We start from the raw sequence: 20,739 nt of genomic DNA, 5'->3' as shown, positions 1-20,739 counted from the left end.
AATAATACCCCCAGGGGTATTCTGCCCGGCTCGGCACGGCTGGTCGGGCGGTACGTCCGGCCGGAGCGACTCCTTGCGCCCCTGCCCAGAACCGCTTCCGCGATGCATGGGCCCGTCATCGTCCGCCGGATAGCCTGCCGGGTATGACTCAGCAGCTGCAGCCCATGCCCACGGACTGGCGCCGCGCACTGGCGGTGGTCGCCCACCCGGACGACCTGGAATACGGCTGCGCCGCCGCCGTGGCCGGCTGGACCGATGAGGGCCGGGAGGTCACCTACCTCCTGGCGAGCCGGGGCGAGGCCGGGATCGACACGATCGACCCGGGCGAGTGCGCCCCGCTGCGCGAGCGGGAGCAGCGGGCGAGCGCCGCCGCCGTCGGCGTCGCGGCCGTCGAGTTCCTCGACCACCGCGACGGCGTCATCGAGTACGGCACGGCGCTGCGTCGCGACATCGCCGCCGCCGTCCGCCGCCACCGGCCCGAACTGCTCATCACCCTCAATCACCGCGACACCTGGGGCGGCGTCGCCTGGAACACCCCCGACCACCGCGCCGTCGGCCGGGCCACGCTGGACGCGGCCGGCGACGCGGGGAACCGCTGGATCTTCCCCGAGCTGGGCGAGCAGGGCCTCGAACCCTGGGACGGGGTGCGCTGGGTCGCGGTCGCGGGCACCGACAGGCCCACCCACGCGGTCGACGCGACACCGGGGTTCGAGCGCTCCGTCCAGTCGCTGCTGGCCCACCGTACGTACATCCAGGTGCTGACGGACGAGGACCCGGAGGCATACTGCCGCACGTTCCTCAGGGGTGCCACCGAGGCGGCCGCGGAGCGCTTCGGCGGCCGCCCGGCGGTCACCTTCGAGGTCTTCCCCCGCTGAGCGGCCCTCCGTTCCGCCGGCCCGCCCCTCCCGGCGGCAGCTGTCGCGCCGTGACACCTCATTGACAAACGGCATTGCTGATTCTGCAATGGGTGCCATGGAACAGAACCAGGGCGACCCCGAGCTGGACGCCGTACTCACCGGGGTCGGCCCACGGCTGCGCCGACTGCGCAAGGACCGCGGTGTGACACTCGCCGGGCTGTCCGAGGCCACCGGAATCTCCGTCTCCACCCTCTCCCGCCTCGAATCCGGAGGCCGCCGCCCCAGCCTGGAGCTCCTGCTCCCCATCGCCCGGGCGCACGAGGTGCCGCTCGACGACCTCGTCGGTGCGCCACCGGTCGGTGACCCGCGGGTCAAGGCGAAGCCGATCGTGCACGGACCGAAGACCTCTCTGCCGCTCACCGCCCGCCCCGGAGGCCTCCAGGCGTACAAGGTCGTGCAGACGGCGTCCTGCACCGAGCCGCCCGAGCAGCGCACGCACGAGGGATACGAGTGGCTGTACGTGCTCAACGGCAGGCTCCGGCTCAAGCTCGCCGAGCACGACCTCGTCCTGGCGCCCGGTGAGGCCGCCGAGTTCGACACCAGGCTGCCGCACTGGTTCGGCCCCGCGGGCGACGAGCCGGTCGAGTTCCTCAGCCTCTTCGGCCCGCAGGGAGAGCGCATGCATGTGAGGGCCAAGCCGAAGAGGTCGTGAACGGGTTCCGGACCGGCCGGTGCCGGGTGTTCCCAGACCGGCAAGCGACCGCTTAGTATGCGCCGGAGCAGTGGTAATGCCGACAGTGTTGTGGAGGCCCCTCATGCAGGCATGGCGAGTGCACCGGAACGGCGAGCCGAGCGAGGTGATGGAGCTCGAGGAGACGGACCGGCCGGTCCCCGGGGACGGGCAGGTGCTGCTCAAGGTACGCGCGGCGAACATCAACTTCCCCGACGCGCTGCTCTGCCGCGGCCAGTACCAGGTGAGGCCCCCGCTGCCGTTCACCCCCGGTGTCGAGATCTGTGGCGAGACGGAGGACGGCCGCCGGGTTCTCGCCACTCCCTCGCTTCCTCAGGGCGGGTTCGCCGAGTACGTGGTCGCCGACGAGGCGGCCCTGCTGCCGGCCCCCGACGCCCTGGACGACGCCGAGGCCGCCGCGCTGCACATCGGCTACCAGACCGGCTGGTTCGGCCTGCACCGGCGCGCGCGTCTGCAGGCCGGTGAGGCGCTGCTGGTGCACGCGGCCGCGGGCGGCGTCGGCAGTGCCGCCGTTCAGCTCGGCAAGGCCGCCGGGGCCACGGTCATCGGCGTCGTCGGTGGTCCGGAGAAGGCCGCCATCGCCCGCGAGCTGGGCTGCGACCTGGTCATCGACCGGCGGAGCGAGGACATCGTCGCGGTGGTGAAGGAGGCCACGGCCGGACGCGGTGCGGACGTGGTCTACGACCCGGTCGGAGGCGACGCCTTCGCCAAGTCCGTCAAGTGCATCGCCTTCGAGGGCCGCGTGGTCGTCGTCGGCTTCGCGAGCGGAACCATCCCCACGCCGGGCCTCAACCACGCCCTGGTGAAGAACTACTCGATCGTCGGGCTCCACTGGGGCCTGTACAACACCAAGGACCCCGCGGCCGTCCGCGCCTGCCACGACGAGCTCGCCAAGCTCGCCGCCCAGGGCGTCGTCAAGCCGCTGATCAGCGAGCGTGCCCCGATGGCCGACGCCGCGCGAGCTGTCCAGCGCGTCGCCGACGGCACCAGCACCGGCCGCATCGTCGTCCTGCCGTCAGGAGGCACCCGATGAGCACCGCGATCGACGCGGCACAGATCCGCCGCCTCACCCAGGAGCTGCTGGCGGCCCACCCGCCGGCCACCACCGGCCGCGCGGAATTCCTCGCGGCGCGCTTCGACGCCGGCCTCGCCTGGGTGCACTACCCCGTCGGGCTCGGCGGACTCGACGCGTCCCGCAGCCTGCAGCCCGTCGTCGATGCCGGACTGGCCGCCGCCGGGGCACCGGACAACGATCCGCGCCGCATCGGCATCGGCCTCGGGATGGCCGCCCCGACGATCCTCGGCTACGGGACCGACGAGCAGAAGCAGCGCTTCCTGCGCCCGCTGTGGATCGGAGAGGAGGTGTGGTGCCAGCTCTTCAGCGAGCCCGGTGCCGGATCCGACCTCGCCGCACTGGGCACGCGCGCGGTGAGGGACGGCGACGACTGGGTGGTCGACGGGCAGAAGGTGTGGACGTCCAGCGCTCATGTCGCCCGCTGGGCGATCCTGATCGCCCGCACCGACCCGGACGTCCCCAAGCACCGCGGCATCAGCTACTTCATCTGCGACATGACCGACCCCGGCGTCGAGGTGCGGCCACTGCGCCAGATCACCGGTGAGGCCGAGTTCAACGAGGTCTTCCTCACCGGCGTGCGCATCCCGGACAACAGGCGTCTGGGGCCCGTGGGCGACGGCTGGAAGGTCGCCCAGACCACCCTGATGAACGAGCGCGTCTCGATCGGCGGAGCCCGCACCCCCCGTGAGGGAGGCATGATCGGCACCGTCGCGAGGACCTGGCGCGAGCAGCCCGCGCTGCGTACCCACGACCTGCACCAGCGCCTGCTCACCCTGTGGGTCGAGGCCGAGGTCGCCCGGCTCACCGGCGAGCGGCTTCGCCAGCAGCTCGTCGCCGGGCAGCCCGGGCCCGAAGGCTCCGGCATGAAGCTCGCGTTCGCGCGCCTCAATCAGGAGATCAGCGGGCTCGAGGTCGAACTCCTCGGTGACGAAGGCCTGTTGTACAGCGACTGGACCATGCGCCGCCCGGAGCTCGTCGACTTCACCGGGCGCGACGCCGGTTACCGCTACCTGCGGTCCAAGGGAAATTCCATCGAGGGCGGTACGAGCGAGGTGCTGCTCAACATCGTCGCCGAGCGCGTCCTCGGCCTGCCCGTCGAGCCGCGTAACGACAAGGACGTCGCCTGGAAGGATCTTGCCCGATGACCGTACAGACCGAACCCGCCCAGGCGCCCGACCTGCTGTACTCGGAGGCCGAGGACGATCTGCGCTCCGCCGTGCGGTCACTGCTCGCCGACCGCGCCGACGCGCCGACCGTGATCGCCGGGACCGAGTCCGACACGCCGTACGACCAGCGGCTGTGGGAATCGCTCGCCGCAGGGATCGGCGCGGCCGGACTGCTCGTTCCGGAGAAGCTCGGCGGCCAGGGCGCCACGCATCGCGAAGCCGCCGTGGTCCTCGAGGAGCTCGGCCGCAGCGTCGCCCCGGCGCCGTACCTGACGAGCGCCGTCGTCGCGACCGAGGTCCTCCTCGCGCTCGGTGCGCAGGACGGGCCGGTCGCCGAGCTCCTCGGCGACCTCGCGGCCGGCCGCAAGGTCGCCGTGCTCGCCCTGCCGTTCGCCACGGCCCCCGCGGACGCGGCGGGTGCGATGGCCGGCGACCTGGAGCGGACCGTGTCCGGCGTCGCGGAGGCGGTCGCCGCCGACGTGCTGCTGGTCCCCACCGCCGACGGCCTGTACGCGGTGGAGACCGGCGGGGAAGGTGTCACCGTCCAGCCGCTCGTCCCGCTCGATCTGACCCGCCCGCTCGCCACGGTCACCCTGGCCGGGGCCACCGGAACGCTGCTGGCAGAGGCCGGCCCCGCGGCCGAGGCCATCGGCAGGGGGCTGCTCTCCGGTGCCGGACTGCTCGCCTCGGAGCAGCTGGGGCTGGCGGAGTGGTGCCTGACCGAGACCGTCCGGCACACCCGCGAACGCCATCAGTTCAACCGGCCGGTGGGATCGTTCCAGTCACTCAAGCACCGGATGGCGCAGCTCTGGCTGGAAGTCGTCTCCGCGCGCGCCGCCGCCCGCAACGCCGCGGACGCACTGGCGACCGGCAGCCCCGACGCCCCGCTCGCGGTGGCCGTGGCCCAGGCCTACTGCTCCGGGGTCGCGGTGCACGCGGCGGAGGAGTGCGTACAACTGCACGGCGGGATCGGAATGACCTGGGAACACCCCGCGCACCTGTACCTGAAGCGGGCCAAGGCCGACTCGATCGCGTACGGAACCGCGGGACGCCACCGCGAGTCCGTCGCCGGGCTGGTGGAGCTTCCCGCTCCGTAGGGCGGCCCGGAGGCGGGGGTACACGCGGTCGGCGTGTGCCCCCGCCCGGTCATGTCCCGCGCGGGACATGACCGGGACATGCGGGCGGGCAGCGGAACAGCGGGCGGGGCGCAGTCGACGCGCGGACGACGACGACTCCAACTCTTGGCAGGTACCTGCCTTTTGTTGCGTACGCGCCCCCATACTCGTCGCGTCCCCCCCGCCCGCCCCACCGTTCCAGGGAGACCCCGTGGCACACCTGACCCGCCGCAGAGTCGTCACCACCGCGCTCGCCACCGCCGCCGCAGGCGTGTTCGTCCCCGCCCGGACGGCCGCCGCCGCGCCCACCAAGCCCGGCCGCCCCCATGGCCCCCACCCGCTGTCCCGGGCCCACGCGCACAACGACTACCTGCACGCCCGCCCCCTCCACGACGCGCTCGCGCACGGCTTCACCAGTGTCGAGGCGGACATCTTCCTCGTGGACGGCGAGCTGCTCGTCGCCCACGAGGCCGAGAGCCTCGACCCCGCGCGCACCCTCGTCTCGCTCTATCTCGACCCCCTGCTGGACCGGGTCCGCGCCCACCACGGTTCCGTCCACGCCGGGTACCCCGACCCGCTGCAGCTGCTCATCGACATCAAGACCGACGGCGCCGCCACCTACCTCGCGCTCGACCGCGTGCTCCGCCGCTACCGCCCCGTCCTCAGCCGCTCCGTCCACGGACGGGTCCGCACCGGCGCGGTCACACCGGTCATCTCGGGAGACCGCGCCGCCCGGGCCCCGATGGAGGCACAGACCACCCGGTACGCCTTCTACGACGGCCGGCTGGAGGACTTGGGCACCGGGGCCCCGGCATCCTTCATGCCTCTCGTCAGCGGCAACTGGAGCACGAGCTTCGGCTGGCGGGGCACCGGCCCCTTCCCCGCGGCCGAGCGGGACCGGCTGCGCACGCTCGTCGCGGCCGCCCACGCCGGCGGACAGCGGATCCGCTTCTGGGGCACGCCCGACCTCGCCGGACCGGAACGGGACGCCGTGTGGACCGAGCTGGTCGCCGCGGGCGTCGACCACCTCAACACCGACGACCTGGCAGGGCTGGAGACGTTCCTCCGCCGCCGTGAGCCGGCCGGCCGCCGGAACCGCTGACCGGCGTCGAAGCGGGCGGTCCGGACCGGACGTCACATCCGGTCACCGTGCGTCAACACTCGTTCGGCGGACACGCCAGTGCGCCGGACGGTCCCTCCGCTGCGCCAGACTGGCGGCCGAATGCCGCAATTCCGGCGCGGCGGAGGAGGTTGGCCATGGCCGTTTCGATCTCAGTGGTGCTGCTCCTGCTGGTTCTCGCAGCGATCTTCCTGCGCAACGGCGGACTCAAGATCTCCCACGCGATCGTCTGTGGCCTGCTGGGATTCCTTCTGGCGGGCACGAGCATGGCTCCCACCATCCACGAGGGGATCACCGCGACCGCGAACGTCGTCAGCGGCCTGAGGCCCTGACCCCGCGCACCGTCCGGATGCGGGAGAATGTGGACCGACAGCGGCTCAGCGCCGCACGGGACCAGGCCGGGGCGATACCGTCGTGCGAGGGCCCCTGCGCGCGCTTCGTCGACATGGCTTGGACCTGACTGTTCCACGCCACGCACCTGGAGAACGCAGCGATGTCATTCCCGCCCCCCGGCCGGCAGTCGGGCGCCGCGCACCACGAGTACTGCAACAACGCCCTGTGCTGCCGTTGCCAGCAGCGCCAGTGGACGACGAAGTCCGGCGACGAGCGCCTCTGCGGTCCGTGCGCCGCTTGCTGCCGGGACTGCGGCCGGGCACCCGCACCCCACGTGGACGGACTCGACGACGGACTCTGCGCGGAATGCCGGGGCCGGTGCGGCCGATGCCAGCGGATACTCCCCGCGGAAGGTCCCTGCACCTGCCGCGAGTGGCGCCAGCGTGCGGCGGGCGACCCGGTCGGATACATCCTTCAGGCGCTTCCGCAACCGCTGGTCCAGGCGCTCGGCCACCGCCACCCGCGGACCGTGCACGACCTGATCCATCAGGAACTCGGCCGGCGCACTCCCGACCAGCTCCTGGAGCGGCTCGAACGCCGGTGGAACGTCCGCTGGTCCCACGCCCTGCACGAGAAGGACGAGGACGGCCGGCGCCGCTGGGCACCACAGGAGATCGCCGAGGCGCTCGTGGGCCCCGGCCGCTGCGCGAACCCCCAGTGCGAGGACGGCTACCTGATCACCTCCGACACGCCGTGCGACCAGTGTCTGCGTCCCACCCACCGCTTCGTCACCTCGGTCGCGGACCGCACGGCCACCACGGACCACGCCCGCGCGACCGCGTCCCGGATCCGGCGCGCGCTCGTGGAGGGCCGCTCCACCAAACCGGGCAAACGGCGCCCGACGGGCTGATCCGGCTCAGCCCCCGACCAGCGCGCTGCGCACCAGTGCGGCGGCGAGCACAGCGGCATCCTCGCCCTTCGCCAGCCGGACCAGCCTGTCCGGCTCCGTGGGCAGCCCCAGCCGTTCCGCTCCCTGAAGGGCCTTGGCGTCGAGGTGGGGAGCCGTCTCCGGCCACACCCTCTGCACCTCGCGGAGGAAGATGTCGGCGCCGGCAGGCCCTATTCCGGGGAAGCGCCGCAACCCTGCCCGCAGCGCGGCCTTGTCGCCGTCGGCCCCCCGGCGCAGGCGGCGCAGATCACCTCCGTACGCGTCGAGCAGAAGAAGAGCCCCGTCCCCGAGCTGCGTGGCCGTCCGCTCGTCGTACCGGCGGTAGCCGCCCTCGCCCAGCGCGTCGACGCGCTCCTGCCACGTGGCGTCGGCCATACGCCGCGGCGTCCACAGCCGGTGCGAGAAGAGCGCCCGCGCCGACGCCACCGCGATCTCCGCACGGATCCGCGCGCTCAGCAGGTGGCTCAGCACGAGCAACTGGTACAAGGGGCGAGGAGTGTCCCGCAGCCGGATCCCCGCCTCGTCCGCGTAGGTGGTGCCGTGCCGCTCCAACAGGTCGTCCATGGTCCGGCGCGCGCTCACGTGAACCCGAAGACGCGGGCGATGAAGTACCCGGCGACGACGAGTGAGCCCAGCATCACCAGGGCTGCCCAGAACACGGGGTGCTCCCACATCCCTCCGTCGGCACGCTCGACGTGTGCTTCGCTTATGCAGCCCTCTGCGGGAGGTGTCTCCCCGGGCGGCGTGAGTGAGATAGCCATACGTCCACCATCCTCCCGAACGACCGAGGCCGCGAGGCCGGTGCCGATGGCCGCACGCGTACGTCCGTACGGAGTCCGACCGGTCCCCGAAGCGCTGCGGAACCATGGATCGGGGCACCGTCAAGGAATGCCTGCAGTCTCCACACCCGAGCCCGTCGTCAAACTCGTCCAGCGCACCACCGAGCCGGCCGCGGTCCAGACCCTCCGGTCGACCGCGGCGGCCGTCATCGCCTTCGTGGTGGCCCAGTGGGCCCTGCCCGACCCGCACCCCTCACCTCTGACCGCGCCCCTCACCGCCCTCCTCGTGGTCCAGGTGACGCTCTACGCCACTCTCACCACCGGTATCCGACGAGTGAACGCCGTGGTGGTCGGGGTGCTGATCTCGGGCGGATTCAGCGCCCTGGTGGGTCTGAGCTGGTGGACCCTCGGACTGACGATCTTCACATCCCTGCTGATCGGCCGCCTGGTCCGGGTCAACGAGTTCGTACCCGAGGTCGCCATCAGCGCGATGCTCGTCCTCGGCGTCTCCCAGGTCGCGGCCAGCGCCTGGCTGCGCGTGCTGGAGACACTGATCGGTGCCGGTGTCGGGCTGCTCTTCAACCTCCTGCTGGCACCGCCCGTCTGGGTCGAGTCGGCGGGCGTCTCGATCGGTGGACTCGGCGGCAGGATGGGGACGATGTTCCGGGCCCTGGGGGAGGAGATCGGCGGTAATCACCCGGTGCGGGAAGCCGCCGCGCGCCTGCACGAGGCGCGCCGCCTGGACCACGACATCGTGGAGGTCGACGCGTCCCTGCGGCAGGCCGAGGAGAGCCTGATGCTCAACCCCCGTGTCAAGCAGGGGCTGCTCTCCCGCGTCGTCCTGCGCACCGGCCTCGACACGCTGGAGATCTGCGCCGTTGTGCTGCGCGTCCTGACCCGCACCCTGACCGACCTCGCCAAGGCCCGGACCGACGAGAGGCTCTTCCCCGAGGACGTGGCCAGTGGCCTCAGGGAGTTGTTCGGGCACATGTCCGACGCGATCGAGGGGTTCGCAGTCATGATCACCACGCCGATGGCCGAGAGCGGCGAGGAGGCCGAGGAAGCTCTCGCCGACGCGCTCGCCCGCAGCCGAGCCACACGCGACCGCGTCGCGGATCTGCTGCTCGAGGACGTTCAGGAACACCCCAGGCAGTGGCAGTTGCACGGCGCGCTGCTCGCGGAGGTGGACCGGATCCTCGACGAACTGGACATCGACAAGCGCACGGAGCGTCTGGCCGAGGAACTGGACCGGCGCTCGGCCGAGGCGCACCAACGCCACCCGCGTCTGCGGGCCGTGTCGCGCCGGCTGCGCGGCGTGGCGCCGGCACGTCTGCGGCTCGGGGAGTGAGCGACGTCAGTCCTGTGAACGGCGTCGGTGGCTCGTGTCGCACCACGGGTACATCCGGCTGCGCCGGCACATGCATATGGCGACGACGAACCGGTCGGAGACAGCCACGCTGCCGTCAGCACAGGTGACTTCCACCGGTCCCTCGACCAGGAGCGGCCCTTCGTCGCCGAGAGTGACCCGGCAGGGGCGTTCAGGCGTGTTCGGCACGGATGACCACCAGTTCCTCCGCCGTCTCCCCCTCGGTCACCAGCCCCGTCTCCCGGAGCCACCGCAGTCTCGAACGCAGCACGGGCCCGAGCGGCACCAGGGCACGGTCACTCACCCGGGCGCGCAGCCCCGCGTCGGAGAGCCGCCGCAGGGTGACGTCGCTGTCGCAGAGGCCGGAGTGCACGAGCAGGAGGCGGCCGCCGGGGCGCAGCGCAGCCGGGGCGGTCTCACAGACCCGGTCGAGGATGGCCCGGCCGTCGGAACCCGCTTCCCAGGCGCGCGCCGCACCGTGTCCGGGAAGCCGGCCCACCGGCGACGGCACATACGGCGGATTACAGATGACCAGGTCGTAGGACCGGCCCGGCAGAGCCGAGAACAGATCACTGCGCCGGACGCTGATGCGCCGCCGGTGCAGCAGGGCGTTGAGCCGCGCCGTCACCACGGCCCGCCGGGCGATGTCCACGGCAGTCACCCGCGCACCCACGCGCGCCGCGTGCAGAGCGAGCGCGCCGCTCCCGGTGCCGACGTCCAGGACCTCGGTGCCCGGGCCGATGGCCTCCCGGCTCAGGGCGGCCATGAGCAGGCGGGTGTCGTGCTGGGGGGCGTACACCCCCGGGAGGGTCATCAACCGGGTGGGACGGGTGCCCTGTGCCAGGTCTGCGGACATATGCGTTTCCCTTCGGTGCCGCGCCGGCGGGTGCGGTCGGCGGTTCAGGACCGCCAGTCCGCCAGCAGCCGGTCTCCGAGCCGGTCCTCGAGGTACGAGGTGGCGCCGATGCCGAACGCGATGTCGGCCGCCAGAGCGGGTTCGTCGTCCAGCAGGCCACCGATGACGTCGCGGCGCACCACCTGCTCGTGGACCGCGTCCGCCTCGACGTGCTCGGTGTAGAAGAACTCCGCGGCCGGGCCGGCCCCGGTGCGCTTCATCGCGCGGGCCAGGCGGCGTGACGCGGGGGAGGAGGTGATCTCGACAGCGGCGAAGTGGCCCACCAGCGCACCGCGCAGCCTGCGGTGGAGCCCGAACATGGACATCAGGTTCACGAGCGCCAGCATGGGAGCGCGGCCCTCGTCCAGGTAGCCGCCGTAGGCGTTGTCGAGGCCCAGATCCGTCATGAGGCCGGCGAACAGCCGCGCGTGCACGCGGTCCGCGCGCCCGGCACCGAACTCGTCGTACTCGATCGCGGCCATGCCCGCCTTGGCGCGCCCACTGAGCCGGGGAAGCACCCAGGCATGGGGGTCCGCCTCCTTGAGGTGGTACAGGGAGCGCTGCATCGCGTAGTCGCGCAGATGGTGCAACTCGCCCTGGTCCTGCAGGAACCAGGAGACACCGGATCCGTGGACGGGTTCGACCAGGAGACCGTCCAGGATCTCGTCGAGGCCCGGGGCCACCGGGGTGTCGTGCCGCAGGGCGCCCAGGAAGCGGTCCTCCAGTGCCGCGCGGACCGCGAGGAGCGGCGGGTCCCACTCCAGCTCGGGACGTACCCCGGCGAATCCGCGGTAGTGCAGCTCGTAGCAGACGTAGAGGGCGAGCTGCAGATCATCGCCGTAGGGTTCGGCGGTCCGCGGCGCTCCCGGATCCGGCAGGGAGCCGTCGCCACGCAGGTAGCCGGTCACTCCGGCGGAGAGCTCTCCGCGCGCTCGCGGAAGGGCAGGGTCGGTGCGCTGACCTGACATGGCTTTCCTCCTGCCCCGGCAAGCTCCCGAGTCACACGGACAACCGTGATCGACTCTACGCCGGGCGGCCGTGACCGGCTCGTCCACGTCGGCGCACCCGCGAAAGAGGCCTACGGTCCCGCCTTCTCCCGCGTCCAGTCCAGGAGCCGGTCCACGGGCCATGCGTTGACGACGCGTTCCACGGGCACTGCGCACTCCTCCGCCCGCGTGCAGCCGTAGACCTGCCAGTCGAGCTGACCCGGCGCGTGGGCATCCGTGTCGATCGAGAACAGAGCCCCCGAGTCGACCGCCTGCCTGAGCAGGTCGCGCGGCGGATCGAGCCGCTCCGGGCGGCAGTTGATCTCCACCGCCGTCCCCGCCTCGGCACACGCGGCGAAGACCCGCTCGGCGTCGAACTCCGACCGGGGCCGGGGCTTCCTGCCGAGGAGCCGGCCCGTGCAGTGCCCCAGGACGTCGGCGTGCGGACTGCGAACGGCCGCGAGCATCCGCTCCGTCATCGCCGACCTGTCCATGCGGAGCTTCGAGTGCACCGAGACGACCACCACGTCGAGGCGCTCCAGCACGTCGGGGTCCTGGTCGAGCGAGCCGTCGGCCAGGATGTCGCACTCGATCCCGGTGAGCAGGCGAAAGGGCGCCCACTGCTCGTTGAGTTCGGCCACGACGGCCAGCTGATCGAGCAGGCGCCCGGTCGAAAGCCCGTTGGCCACGGTCAGCCTGGGGGAGTGGTCCGTGAGTACCGCCCACTCGTGACCCAGCTCGATCGCCGTCCGGCCCATCTCGGCGATCGGGCTGCCTCCGTCGGACCAGTCCGAGTGCATGTGGCAGTCGCCCCGGAGCGCGGCGAGGAGCGTGTCACCGCCGGAGGCCAGCGGCGCCGCCGCCTCCTCCTCCAGCGACGCGAGATAGCCGGGGGTCGCACCCCCCGCGGCCTCGCGGATCACCGTGGCCGTCCTGGGTCCGATGCCGCGTACCGTCTCCAGCGAACCGCGGGCCAGTCGCTCGGCGACCTCCCCCGCGTCCATGGAACTGATGGCGGCGGCCGCCGTGCGGAAGGCCTTCACCCGGTAGGTGGTCGCCCGGGACCGTTCCAGGAGGAACGCGATCCGCCGCAGGGCGTCTTCCGGTTCCATCCTCAGGGCCGCGCGGTGTGCTGAGGGTGCCCGTGCGTCCGGCGGGCTTCCTTCATCTCCGCTTCGAAGAGATGACGACGCCCTCCCACGAGCTCCTGGCGGACCCGTGCCTCGACCTCGACGAACGGCCGGTAGTACGTGTCGTCGTACGCCTCGACGAGCTGGAAGGTCCAGCAGCCGGGTACGACGTCGCGGCCCACGATCTCCCGCTGCAGGAGATCGGCCTGCTCCGCGTGGCCGCCCATCCTGAGCAGCTCGACCGCGCGGTCCAGCGTGAGGTCGGCACCGCCCGTCAGCTGGTGGAAGCCGTACAGCTGCCCCCGGGCACGCTCCACCTTCTCCAGCGCCTCCGTCAGCGCCCCGAGCGCCTCCACGGTCGTGTCGCCGGCCCCGGGCGGCCGTACGTGCTCGTCATCGGGCCCGTCGGGACCACGGCTCTCACTCATGCCTACGACTCTGCACACGTCACGGGCGCCGCGTCCCGCCGGAACGCCGAAAGGGTGAGTGCTGCCGCCCGGGCCACCGTCGCCGAGTCGCGGCAGGAGATGCCGCCGGGGCCGCCGTTCCTTCCGGCGGCGTCTCCTGCCGCGACTCGATGTTTGAGGCGGGAGCGGGAGGGCAAAGCCCAAGAGGCGCGGGAGCGCTCCCACGCCGGTGGATCCCCCACCTCCCCGAAACGGAGACCACACCCATGAATTGTCATGATCGCGTCAATCCAAGCTTAGGCGGCTGGGCGCTGCGCCTCTGCGGCGTCTTCGTCGCCGCCCTCCTCTGTCTCCTCCCGTGGACAGGAACCGCGAGCGCCCACGGTTCCGTCGTCGACCCGGCCTCCCGCAACTACGGCTGCTGGCTGCGCTGGGGCGACGACTTCCAGAATCCCGCCATGGAGCAGGAAGACCCCATGTGCTGGCAGGCATGGCAGGCCGATCCCAACGCCATGTGGAACTGGAACGGGCTGTACCGCAACGGCTCCGGCGGTGATTTCCCCGCCGCCGTTCCCGACGGCCAGCTCTGCAGCGGCGGCCGGACGGAGAGCGGCCGGTACAACTCCCTCGACACGGTCGGTGCGTGGAAGACCACGGACGTCACCGGCGACTTCACCGTGAAGCTGTACGACCAGGCCGGCCACGGCGCGGACTACTTCCAGGTCTACGTCAGCCGGGAGGGCTTCGACCCCGCGACCGAGGCGCTGACCTGGAGCGACCTTCAGCTGGTCGCCGAGACCGGCAGCTATGCGCCCGGCCAGGACTACGAGATCCCGGTGAGCACCTCCGGCCTCAGCGGACGTCACGTCGTCTACACGATCTGGCAGGCGTCGCACATGGACCAGACGTACTTCCTCTGCAGCGACGTGAACTTCACCTGATCCAGCTTTTCCGGCCGTGCCCCGTCCCGCCGGTCACCTCATGTCCGGCGGGACACCGGGCGATTGGCCCGGAGCCCCGTCCCCGCCGCCGGCCGGTGATCGATTGGCGGCGCCGCCAGGTCCGCCATAACGTCGACGGGTGAACGTTTTCCCTCTTCACGCTCACGTCCGGGACACGGAGTCATGACGGATCCCCGGGCGAAGTCCACGCCGGTTGCCGGAACCCCGAAGCGGGGCCACGGCAAGGGGATCGCCCTGCTCGTCATCGCCTCGTGCCAGCTGATGGTGGTTCTCGACATCACCATCGTCAACATCGCCCTGCCGCACATCCAGAACTCCCTCGGCTTCTCGACCGAGAGCCTGTCCTGGGTGATCAACGCGTACACCCTGACCTTCGGCGGGCTGCTGCTGCTCGGCGGGCGCCTGGGCGACATTCTCGGGCGCCGGCGGGTCTTCGTCTTCGGCGTTCTGCTCTTCGTCCTGGCCTCGTTGCTGGGGGGACTCTCGCAGGAGTCCTGGCAACTGCTGGCAGCGCGTGCCCTGCAGGGCGTGGGTGGCGCGATCGCCTCGCCGACCGCCCTCTCCCTCATCACGACGACCTTCGACGAAGGCCCCGAGCGCAACCGGGCGTTCGGCGTGTTCGCGGCCGTCTCGGCGGGCGGAAGCGCGATCGGGCTGCTCGCCGGCGGCGTGCTCGTGGAGTGGCTCGACTGGCGCTGGGTGTTCTTCGTCAACGTGCCCATCGGCCTGCTGATCGCCTTCGCGACGCCCCGCTACATCAAGGAATCCGAACGGCATCCCGGTCACTTCGACGTCCTGGGTGCCCTCACCTCCACCCTGGGCATGGTGCTGCTCGTCTACGGCTTCATCCGGGCGTCCGAGGACGGCTGGAGCGACGGCCTGACCATCGGTGCCTTCGCCGCCGCCGTTGCGTTCCTCGCCGCCTTCCTGGCGGTCGAGCGCGGGTCGAAGCAGCCCATCACACCGCTGCGCATGTTCCGGGACCGCAATCGTTCCGGCGCCTACGGCATGATGCTGAGCCTCGCCGCGGCCATGTTCGGGATGTTCTTCTTCCTGACCCTCTTCGTGCAGAACATTCTCGACTTCAGCCCGCTGCGGGCCGGTCTCGCCTTCCTGCCGGTGAGCGCGATCATCGCCGTCAGCGCGGGACTGGCCTCCCAGCTGCTGCCCAGATGGGGGCCCAAGCCCTTCATGGTGGCGGGTGCGGTGTTCGCCGCGGCAGGGCTCGGCTGGCTCACCCGGACGGACGTCGACAGCACCTACCTCGGCAGCATCTTCGGGCCTCTGCTGGTCTTCGGCTTCGGTATGGGCATGCAGTTCGTCTCGCTGACGCTGATGGCCGTCTCGGGTGTGGCGCCGAGAGAGGCGGGCGCCGCGTCCGGAGTCCTCAACGCCACCCAGCAGGTGGGTGGTTCGCTGGGACTTTCCATTCTGGTCACCGTGTTCGGCACGGCCAGCCGCAACGAGGCGACGGACCAGGTGCCCCGCTTCCTGTCCGAGGCGACCCCCGCCCAGCAGCTCCAGTTCCGCAGGACGGGAGAGCTCCCCGCCCCATGGGGTGACCAGGTGCTCGCCTCGGGCGTCTCCAGCGCCTTCGTGGCCGCCGCCGCCTTCTCCGTCGTGGCCGCGCTGATCGCACTCCTGGTCATCCAGGTCCGCTCCTCCGACCTGGAACGCCTGCGAGGCGGTGGGGCCATGGCGACGCCGATGGGGGACGAGGAGCCGGCGGACGGCGCAACCGGGGACGGACGTCCGGACGAGGCGCGGGGCACCGGGGCCCCGGTACGCGGACGGGAGGAAGACGAAGGCCCCCCTCCGCACGGGTAGGGCGAGGCGCCGCGGTCCGCGCCACCGCCCGCCCCGGGCGAGCCGCCTCAGGCCAGGTTGACCAGGCGGATGTAGCGCACCCAGTCCCAGTGGACCCCCGGGTCGGTGTGGTCGCTGCCCGGCACCTCGTGGTGGCCGATGATGTGCGCGCGGTCCTTGGGCAGGCCGTGCCGGTCACAGATGTCCGCCGTGAGCCGGGCCGAGCGCTCGTACATCGTGGGGGTGAAGTAGGAGGGCTGGTCGACCCAGCCCTCGTGTTCGATGCCGATGCTGCGGGTGTTGTGCTCCCAGTTCCCCGCATGCCAGGCGATGTCACGTTCCCGCACGCACTGCGCCACGAAACCGTCGCCCGAACGCACCACGTAGTGTGCGGACACCTGCTTGGCCGGATTCCGGAAGATGCCGATCGTCTGCGAGAACGTCTGCTGGGCCACGTGGATGACCACCAGATCGACCGGATGAGCCGAAGGGCGGCTCGAAGGCGTGTGGTTGGACGCCGATGCCGGGTGCCACTGCGCGCCGGGGTGGTCCGTCTCCGCCGTGGGAGCGGCCACAGCCCGGACGGACGCGGGAAGGAGCGCCGCGGCGGCGGTGACCGCGGCGCCCTGGAGAATCCGCCTGCGCTGCATCAGCACTCCTGTGCGTGGGACGTGGTCCGGTCTACGGCACAACACGCGCCGCCCCACACGTACGGTTCCGCGCGGACGCGGACCGTACGTGACGAGCGCCTGGCCCTCACCGGCCGGACAGCACCCCGGCCAGCGCCGCCGCGGGGTCCTCCTCCGCCGGGCCGGCGGGCACCCACCGGCTGCCCTCCTTGGCGTACGGCCACCACCTCCCGTCGCGCCCGTACCTCAACTGGGCACCGGAACCGACCACGGTCCAGCGGTTGCCGACGGCACGGAGGCGGGGTCCCTCCCCCTCCTCCCACGCCGCGCCGAGCTGTGCGTGCGCCCGGGCGAGCTGGTCCGGGCCGGGTTCCCACTCCTCGTCGCACACCGCGAGAGCGGTCGTCCCGCCGTGGCGCCAGGCCCGTACCGCGACGTCGAGGCCGGCCGGCCCGCGTCCGGAGCCCGCGGCGAGCCGTGAAGTGACGCGGGCGCACGGCCGGCCGTCGGCCGCCATGCGCACCGCGTCCTGCTCAGGTGTCAACTCCGCTGCCGGGGCGCGCTGTCCGTGACCGGGTGCGAGTGCCTCCGCAAGCATCGCGAACGCCCGCAGGGCGCTGTCCGCGGCCAGGAACTCCAGTGCGCCGGGATCGATCCCGGCCTCCGGACCCGTCTCCGTGTCCAGCGACGGCGACATGCCCGGCTCCGTGGGCAGAGGCGGAGGAGGCGGCAGCGGCGGCAGGACGTCCCGGGCGGCGAACACCTCGTCCGCACGCACCCCGCGCGGCGGCGCCTCCTCGGCAGGGCGCCCCGCTGCCCGTGCCCCACCCGGGTCGCGGACTGCGCGAGCGGCACTGCGTGCCTGAAGCTCGTCGAGCAGCCACCGTTCGTCCCGGCCCCGCAACAGCAGCAGCACGAAGGGATCCTGGTCGAGCAGCCGCGCCACCTGGTAGCACAGGGCGCCCGTGTGCGGACAGTGGTCCCAGGCCTCGCAGCGGCACTCCGGCTCGAGGTCGCCGATCCCGGGCAGCAGGTCGAGCCCGGCGGCAGCCGCGTCCTCCACCAGGTGCGGCGGCATCTCACGGTCGAGCAGGGCCGCGATGTGCCCGGACCTCTCGGACGCCATGTCCAGGAAGCGGTCCCAGTCCTCCTCGCTCAGCTCCTGGAGCAGCACGTCGCTGCGGTGCGCCGTCGAGTCGTTGTCCTGCACGACCGCGGTGAGCCGGCCGGGCCGGACGGACACCGCGCCGACCCTGCCCTCGCGGGCCAGCTTCCGCCCCTTCTTGAGCTGCTGACCGTCGAGCGCCGTGTCCTCCAGGGCTTTCAGCCACGCCCTGCCCCACCAGGACGACGCGAACGCGCGTCCCTGCGCGGGCGGGAGTGCGGCGAACGTACGCTCCGGCTCATATCCTTCGCTCATCACGCGCCCCCTCGCAGCTCGACCAGTTCGGCCAGTTCGGCATCGCTCAGTTCACTCAGCGCGGCCTCGCCGCTGCCGAGCACCGCGTCCGCGAGCCCTTGCTTCCGCGCCAGCATGGCGGCGATCCGGTCCTCGACGGTGCCCTCGGCGATCAGCCGGTGGACCTGTACCGGCTGGGTCTGCCCGATCCTGTACGCACGGTCGGTGGCCTGTGCCTCCACGGCAGGGTTCCACCAGCGGTCGAAGTGCACGACGTGGCCGGCCCGGGTGAGGTTGAGCCCGGTGCCCGCGGCCTTGAGCGACAGCAGGAACACCGGTGCCTCACCCGCCTGGAAGCGGTTCACCATCGCCTCCCGTTCGGCGACCGGGGTGCCACCGTGCAGGAACTGGGTGCTGATCCCGCGAGCCGCCAGGTGCTGCTCCAGCAGGCGCGCCATCTGGACGTACTGGGTGAACACCAGCACGCTCGCGCCCTCCGAGAGGATCGTGTCGAGCAGCTCGTCCAGCAGCTCCACCTTCCCCGAACGGTCCACGATCCGTGGCCGCTCCTCCTTGAGGTACTGCGCCGGGTGGTTGCAGATCTGCTTGAGCGCCGTCAGCAGTTTCATGACGAGCCCGCGCCGCGCGAAACCGTCCGCGCCCGAGATCTCGTCGAGGGTCTCGCGCACCACCGCCTCGTACAGACCGGTCTGCTCCGCCGTGAGGGAGACCGCGCGGTCGGTCTCCGTCTTCGGCGGAAGTTCCGGCGCGATACCCGGGTCGGACTTGTGGCGCCTCAGCAGGAACGGACGGACCAGCGAGGCGAGCCGTTCGGCCGCCGCGGGGTCGTTGCCGCCCTCCACCGCGCTCGCGTAACGGGTGCGGAACGTGCCGAGCCGCCCGAGAAGTCCGGGCGTCGTCCAGTCGAGGATCGCCCACAGCTCGGAGAGGCTGTTCTCGACCGGAGTCCCGGTGAGGGCGACGCGGGCCCGTGCTCCGATGGTGCGCAGCTGCCGGGCCGTCGCCGAATGCGGGTTCTTGACGTGCTGTGCCTCGTCGGCGACGACCATGCCCCATGACGCCTGCGCCAGCCGCCCCGCGTCGAGGCGCATCGTGCCGTACGTGGTGAGGACGAACTCGCCGTCGGCCAGCCCCTCCAGCGAACGCGACGGGCCGTGGAACCGGCGTACGGGTGTGCCGGGCGCGAACTTCTCGATCTCCCGCTGCCAGTTCCCCATCAGCGAGGTCGGGCACACCACCAGGGTGGGACCCGCGGCCGGTTCGACGCCCTGCCGGTGCAGATGGAGGGCGATGAGGGTGATGGTCTTGCCGAGTCCCATGTCGTCGGCGAGGCAGCAGCCCAGGCCGAGCGACGTCATGGTGTGCAGCCAGTTCAGACCGCGCAGTTGGTAGTCGCGCAGGCTCGCGTCGAGCGCCTCCGGCTGCCCGACCGTCGGCGGGCCTCCGGCCTGCGGATCGGCGATCCGTGCCCGCAACTGTTCGAGCCAGCCCGTCGCGGCCACCTCGATCCGGCGTCCGCCGATGTCGGTGGTGCCGGTCAGTACGGCGCCCAGTGCGTCGATGGGCGTGACCTTGCGGTCCCTGGTCTCGCGGGCGCGCTCGGCGTCCTCGGGATCGATGAGGACCCACTGGTCGCGCAGCCTGACCAGCGGCCGGCCCGCCTCCGCCAGTCGGTCGAGTTCCTCCCGGCTCAGCTGCCGGTCACCGAGCGCGAACCCCCAGTCGAACGCGAGCAGGGAGTCGGCCGACAGGAGGGACGGCGTGTCCGAACCGGCCCGCCCCACTGTCGTCGCTCCGTCGTCCCGAGGGCCGATCACCGCTCTCGCGGTGAGCTTCCCCGACAGTTCCCTGGGCCAGTGCACCTGGACACCCGTGGTGGCGAGCGCCTTCGCGGCGGGGCCCAGCAGCTCCGCGATCTCTTCGTCGGCCGGCTCGACCGCGTCCGGAACGGCCGCCGACAGGAGCGGGGCCAGCGGGGGCCAGGCCCGCGCGGCGCGCCGCAGCGCGAGCAGGGCGTCCATCCGGGCACGCGGACCGAACAGCGACGCGGCGGGGGACCGGTCGGCCCACACATCCGCCGCGTCGGCGACCAGGGCGGGATCCCGGACGCTGTGGATCTGGAGGACCGCGCGGAAGGAGGGTGCGCGGCCGGACCCGTCCGCACTCTCCGCTTCGGTGAGTCCCGTGACCTCGACGCGCAGGGACAGCCTCACGCCGGCGTCGTGACCGGCCGCCACATCGGCTGCCCAGGACCGCAGTCCGGGATGGTGCTGTGGGGCGGGCGCGGCGAACGCCGCCGAGCCGGTGACGAATTCGGCCGCCGGTGTGCGGGGCAGCCCGTCCACCACGGCGTCGATGAACGATCGCAGCAACGGCTCGGGACCGGGCAGCATCACCGGGCCGTCCGTCCCGTCGAGCGGTACCGCGTGGGCCTCGGGAGGCATGGACGCGGCCAGGGCCTGGATCCGCTCGAGATCGTCCGCGGTCAGCGGGCCGGCCCGCCAGGCGTCGCGGTCACTGGGGCTCAGCCCCGGCAGGAGCAGCCCGCGCGCGGCGAGTTGGAGCGCGAGCACTCCCGCGGCGCCCCAGAAAGCCGCGGACGGGGAAGCGTGCGCGCCCGTGCGCGCCCGCGTCAGGACCGGCAGCGCGTCGCGCACCGGCACCAGCGACGCCGGGACCTTGCGAGTGCGGGTGTCGGTTCCGGCGACCGCCAGCTCCGCCGGACTCCCCGCATCGCGGGGAGGGGTGCTACCGTCCGCATTCCAGAACGCGATCCGGCCCGTACGGGGCGGATCCGCGGGGAGGAAGACTGCGGAGCAGCGGGACATTTCAGAGATCTCGTCGAGCGTTTCCGCAGGGAGCCTGTGCACAGCGATGTCAGATTCCTCAAATTTGACTAGTGAGCCCGGGGTCGCCGAGGGTACTCCATCCACGGCCCGTCCCGGGAGAAATGCCCAGTGATCCACCTCACTCGTTTCTGCCTTCTGAAGCCT

At 72.1% G+C, this 20,739-nt stretch carries 21 protein-coding genes; 11 read left to right on the top strand and 10 right to left on the bottom strand.

Annotation, left to right across the window (positions count from 1 at the left end):
• The first annotated feature begins 143 nt into the window (after window positions 1–143).
• From ACIRJR_RS33765 to ACIRJR_RS33730, 8 genes are all read left to right on the top strand, one after another.
• Window positions 144–875, top strand: a complete 732-nt coding sequence (locus tag ACIRJR_RS33765) for a PIG-L deacetylase family protein (RefSeq protein WP_403787974.1) — start codon at window positions 144–146, stop codon at window positions 873–875.
• Window positions 876–972: 97 nt separating this feature from the next.
• On the top strand, window positions 973–1,569 hold the full coding sequence (locus ACIRJR_RS33760; RefSeq protein WP_403787972.1) for a helix-turn-helix domain-containing protein: 597 nt from the start codon (window positions 973–975) through the stop codon (window positions 1,567–1,569).
• A 103-nt stretch (window positions 1,570–1,672) separates the two neighbouring features.
• Window positions 1,673–2,641 carry an NADPH:quinone oxidoreductase family protein gene (locus tag ACIRJR_RS33755; protein WP_403787970.1) on the top strand — a complete coding sequence of 323 codons (969 nt, stop codon included), beginning with the start codon at window positions 1,673–1,675 and terminating at the stop codon, window positions 2,639–2,641.
• On the top strand, window positions 2,638–3,828 hold the full coding sequence (locus tag ACIRJR_RS33750; RefSeq protein WP_403787968.1) for an acyl-CoA dehydrogenase family protein: 1,191 nt from the start codon (window positions 2,638–2,640) through the stop codon (window positions 3,826–3,828). Before ACIRJR_RS33755 ends, ACIRJR_RS33750 begins: the two co-directional genes overlap by 4 nt.
• Window positions 3,825–4,946 (top strand): acyl-CoA dehydrogenase family protein, encoded by a 1,122-nt coding sequence (locus ACIRJR_RS33745; protein WP_403787966.1) that lies wholly within the window; start codon window positions 3,825–3,827, stop codon window positions 4,944–4,946. The genes ACIRJR_RS33750 and ACIRJR_RS33745 overlap by 4 nt, the downstream gene beginning before the upstream one ends.
• Before the next feature lie 229 nt (window positions 4,947–5,175).
• A complete protein-coding gene (locus tag ACIRJR_RS33740) occupies window positions 5,176–6,066 on the top strand; it encodes a phosphatidylinositol-specific phospholipase C/glycerophosphodiester phosphodiesterase family protein (protein ID WP_403787964.1) in 891 nt (296 codons plus the stop codon).
• A gap of 155 nt (window positions 6,067–6,221) precedes the next feature.
• Complete coding sequence (locus ACIRJR_RS33735; RefSeq protein WP_403787962.1) at window positions 6,222–6,416, top strand: hypothetical protein; 195 nt, start codon at window positions 6,222–6,224, stop codon at window positions 6,414–6,416.
• 161 nt (window positions 6,417–6,577) lie between these two features.
• A complete protein-coding gene (locus ACIRJR_RS33730) occupies window positions 6,578–7,327 on the top strand; it encodes a hypothetical protein (RefSeq protein ID WP_403787960.1) in 750 nt (249 codons plus the stop codon).
• 6 nt (window positions 7,328–7,333) lie between these two features.
• Here the strand turns inward: ACIRJR_RS33730 and ACIRJR_RS33725 are convergent, their stop codons facing one another.
• Both ACIRJR_RS33725 and ACIRJR_RS33720 read right to left on the bottom strand, forming a co-directional pair.
• Entirely contained in the window at window positions 7,334–7,948 is a 615-nt protein-coding gene (locus tag ACIRJR_RS33725) for an endonuclease (protein WP_403787958.1), read from the bottom strand.
• Window positions 7,945–8,127: a DUF6480 family protein gene (locus ACIRJR_RS33720; protein ID WP_403787956.1), complete on the bottom strand. Its 183-nt coding sequence runs from the start codon at window positions 8,125–8,127 to the stop codon at window positions 7,945–7,947. The genes ACIRJR_RS33725 and ACIRJR_RS33720 overlap by 4 nt, the downstream gene beginning before the upstream one ends.
• A gap of 127 nt (window positions 8,128–8,254) precedes the next feature.
• Between ACIRJR_RS33720 and ACIRJR_RS33715 the strand changes: the two genes are divergently transcribed.
• A complete protein-coding gene (locus tag ACIRJR_RS33715) occupies window positions 8,255–9,493 on the top strand; it encodes an aromatic acid exporter family protein (protein WP_403787954.1) in 1,239 nt (412 codons plus the stop codon).
• A 6-nt stretch (window positions 9,494–9,499) separates the two neighbouring features.
• Here ACIRJR_RS33715 and ACIRJR_RS33710 read toward each other — a convergent pair whose 3' ends face one another.
• The 5 genes from ACIRJR_RS33710 to ACIRJR_RS33690 form a co-directional block, all read right to left on the bottom strand.
• Window positions 9,500–9,700 carry a CDGSH iron-sulfur domain-containing protein gene (locus ACIRJR_RS33710; RefSeq protein ID WP_403787952.1) on the bottom strand — a complete coding sequence of 67 codons (201 nt, stop codon included), beginning with the start codon at window positions 9,698–9,700 and terminating at the stop codon, window positions 9,500–9,502.
• Entirely contained in the window at window positions 9,684–10,367 is a 684-nt protein-coding gene (locus ACIRJR_RS33705) for a HemK2/MTQ2 family protein methyltransferase (protein WP_403787950.1), read from the bottom strand. The genes ACIRJR_RS33710 and ACIRJR_RS33705 overlap by 17 nt, the downstream gene beginning before the upstream one ends.
• A gap of 44 nt (window positions 10,368–10,411) precedes the next feature.
• On the bottom strand, window positions 10,412–11,374 hold the full coding sequence (locus tag ACIRJR_RS33700; protein WP_403787948.1) for an iron-containing redox enzyme family protein: 963 nt from the start codon (window positions 11,372–11,374) through the stop codon (window positions 10,412–10,414).
• 110 nt (window positions 11,375–11,484) lie between these two features.
• Window positions 11,485–12,504 (bottom strand): PHP domain-containing protein, encoded by a 1,020-nt coding sequence (locus ACIRJR_RS33695; RefSeq protein ID WP_403787946.1) that lies wholly within the window; start codon window positions 12,502–12,504, stop codon window positions 11,485–11,487.
• Between the two features lie 2 nt (window positions 12,505–12,506).
• Complete coding sequence (locus ACIRJR_RS33690) at window positions 12,507–12,950, bottom strand: hypothetical protein (protein ID WP_403787944.1); 444 nt, start codon at window positions 12,948–12,950, stop codon at window positions 12,507–12,509.
• Window positions 12,951–13,195: 245 nt separating this feature from the next.
• Here ACIRJR_RS33690 and ACIRJR_RS33685 point away from each other — a divergent pair, with 245 nt between their 5' ends.
• Together ACIRJR_RS33685 and ACIRJR_RS33680 are read left to right on the top strand one after the other, a co-directional pair.
• Window positions 13,196–13,870 (top strand): lytic polysaccharide monooxygenase, encoded by a 675-nt coding sequence (locus tag ACIRJR_RS33685; protein WP_403787942.1) that lies wholly within the window; start codon window positions 13,196–13,198, stop codon window positions 13,868–13,870.
• A gap of 183 nt (window positions 13,871–14,053) precedes the next feature.
• Window positions 14,054–15,718: an MFS transporter gene (locus ACIRJR_RS33680; protein ID WP_403787940.1), complete on the top strand. Its 1,665-nt coding sequence runs from the start codon at window positions 14,054–14,056 to the stop codon at window positions 15,716–15,718.
• A gap of 47 nt (window positions 15,719–15,765) precedes the next feature.
• On the opposite strand, the gene ACIRJR_RS33675 is transcribed toward ACIRJR_RS33680, so the two are convergent.
• The 3 genes from ACIRJR_RS33675 to ACIRJR_RS33665 all read right to left on the bottom strand — a co-directional run bounded on the left by ACIRJR_RS33675 (window position 15,766) and on the right by ACIRJR_RS33665 (window position 20,616).
• Window positions 15,766–16,347, bottom strand: a complete 582-nt coding sequence (locus tag ACIRJR_RS33675; RefSeq protein ID WP_403787938.1) for an N-acetylmuramoyl-L-alanine amidase — start codon at window positions 16,345–16,347, stop codon at window positions 15,766–15,768.
• Between the two features lie 106 nt (window positions 16,348–16,453).
• Complete coding sequence (locus ACIRJR_RS33670; RefSeq protein ID WP_403787936.1) at window positions 16,454–17,746, bottom strand: SWF or SNF family helicase; 1,293 nt, start codon at window positions 17,744–17,746, stop codon at window positions 16,454–16,456.
• A complete protein-coding gene (locus ACIRJR_RS33665) occupies window positions 17,746–20,616 on the bottom strand; it encodes a DEAD/DEAH box helicase (protein ID WP_403787934.1) in 2,871 nt (956 codons plus the stop codon). Before ACIRJR_RS33665 ends, ACIRJR_RS33670 begins: the two co-directional genes overlap by 1 nt.
• Window positions 20,617–20,739 lie beyond the last annotated feature (123 nt).

The sequence above is a fragment of the Streptomyces sp. NPDC102402 genome (genome assembly GCF_044765765.1).
Lineage (GTDB): Bacteria > Actinomycetota > Actinomycetes > Streptomycetales > Streptomycetaceae > Streptomyces.
Note: the sequence above shows the minus strand (reverse complement) of the source record. Positions and strands in the feature narration are given on the sequence as shown.

What these genes read in the sequence shown, in the direction of transcription:
- ACIRJR_RS33700 (WP_403787948.1), bottom strand. Translation starts at nt 11,374, where the DNA reads ATGTCAGGTCAGCGCACCGACCCTGCCCTTCCGCGAGCGCGCGGAGAG.
- ACIRJR_RS33730 (WP_403787960.1), top strand. Translation starts at nt 6,578, where the DNA reads ATGTCATTCCCGCCCCCCGGCCGGCAGTCGGGCGCCGCGCACCACGAG.
- ACIRJR_RS33735 (WP_403787962.1), top strand. Translation starts at nt 6,222, where the DNA reads ATGGCCGTTTCGATCTCAGTGGTGCTGCTCCTGCTGGTTCTCGCAGCG.
- ACIRJR_RS33720 (WP_403787956.1), bottom strand. Translation starts at nt 8,127, where the DNA reads ATGGCTATCTCACTCACGCCGCCCGGGGAGACACCTCCCGCAGAGGGC.
- ACIRJR_RS33680 (WP_403787940.1), top strand. Translation starts at nt 14,054, where the DNA reads ATGACGGATCCCCGGGCGAAGTCCACGCCGGTTGCCGGAACCCCGAAG.
- ACIRJR_RS33690 (WP_403787944.1), bottom strand. Translation starts at nt 12,950, where the DNA reads ATGAGTGAGAGCCGTGGTCCCGACGGGCCCGATGACGAGCACGTACGG.
- ACIRJR_RS33745 (WP_403787966.1), top strand. Translation starts at nt 3,825, where the DNA reads ATGACCGTACAGACCGAACCCGCCCAGGCGCCCGACCTGCTGTACTCG.
- ACIRJR_RS33675 (WP_403787938.1), bottom strand. Translation starts at nt 16,347, where the DNA reads ATGCAGCGCAGGCGGATTCTCCAGGGCGCCGCGGTCACCGCCGCCGCG.
- ACIRJR_RS33755 (WP_403787970.1), top strand. Translation starts at nt 1,673, where the DNA reads ATGCAGGCATGGCGAGTGCACCGGAACGGCGAGCCGAGCGAGGTGATG.
- ACIRJR_RS33685 (WP_403787942.1), top strand. Translation starts at nt 13,196, where the DNA reads ATGAATTGTCATGATCGCGTCAATCCAAGCTTAGGCGGCTGGGCGCTG.
- ACIRJR_RS33750 (WP_403787968.1), top strand. Translation starts at nt 2,638, where the DNA reads ATGAGCACCGCGATCGACGCGGCACAGATCCGCCGCCTCACCCAGGAG.
- ACIRJR_RS33670 (WP_403787936.1), bottom strand. Translation starts at nt 17,746, where the DNA reads ATGAGCGAAGGATATGAGCCGGAGCGTACGTTCGCCGCACTCCCGCCC.
- ACIRJR_RS33760 (WP_403787972.1), top strand. Translation starts at nt 973, where the DNA reads ATGGAACAGAACCAGGGCGACCCCGAGCTGGACGCCGTACTCACCGGG.
- ACIRJR_RS33715 (WP_403787954.1), top strand. Translation starts at nt 8,255, where the DNA reads ATGCCTGCAGTCTCCACACCCGAGCCCGTCGTCAAACTCGTCCAGCGC.
- ACIRJR_RS33695 (WP_403787946.1), bottom strand. Translation starts at nt 12,504, where the DNA reads ATGGAACCGGAAGACGCCCTGCGGCGGATCGCGTTCCTCCTGGAACGG.
- ACIRJR_RS33705 (WP_403787950.1), bottom strand. Translation starts at nt 10,367, where the DNA reads ATGTCCGCAGACCTGGCACAGGGCACCCGTCCCACCCGGTTGATGACC.
- ACIRJR_RS33765 (WP_403787974.1), top strand. Translation starts at nt 144, where the DNA reads ATGACTCAGCAGCTGCAGCCCATGCCCACGGACTGGCGCCGCGCACTG.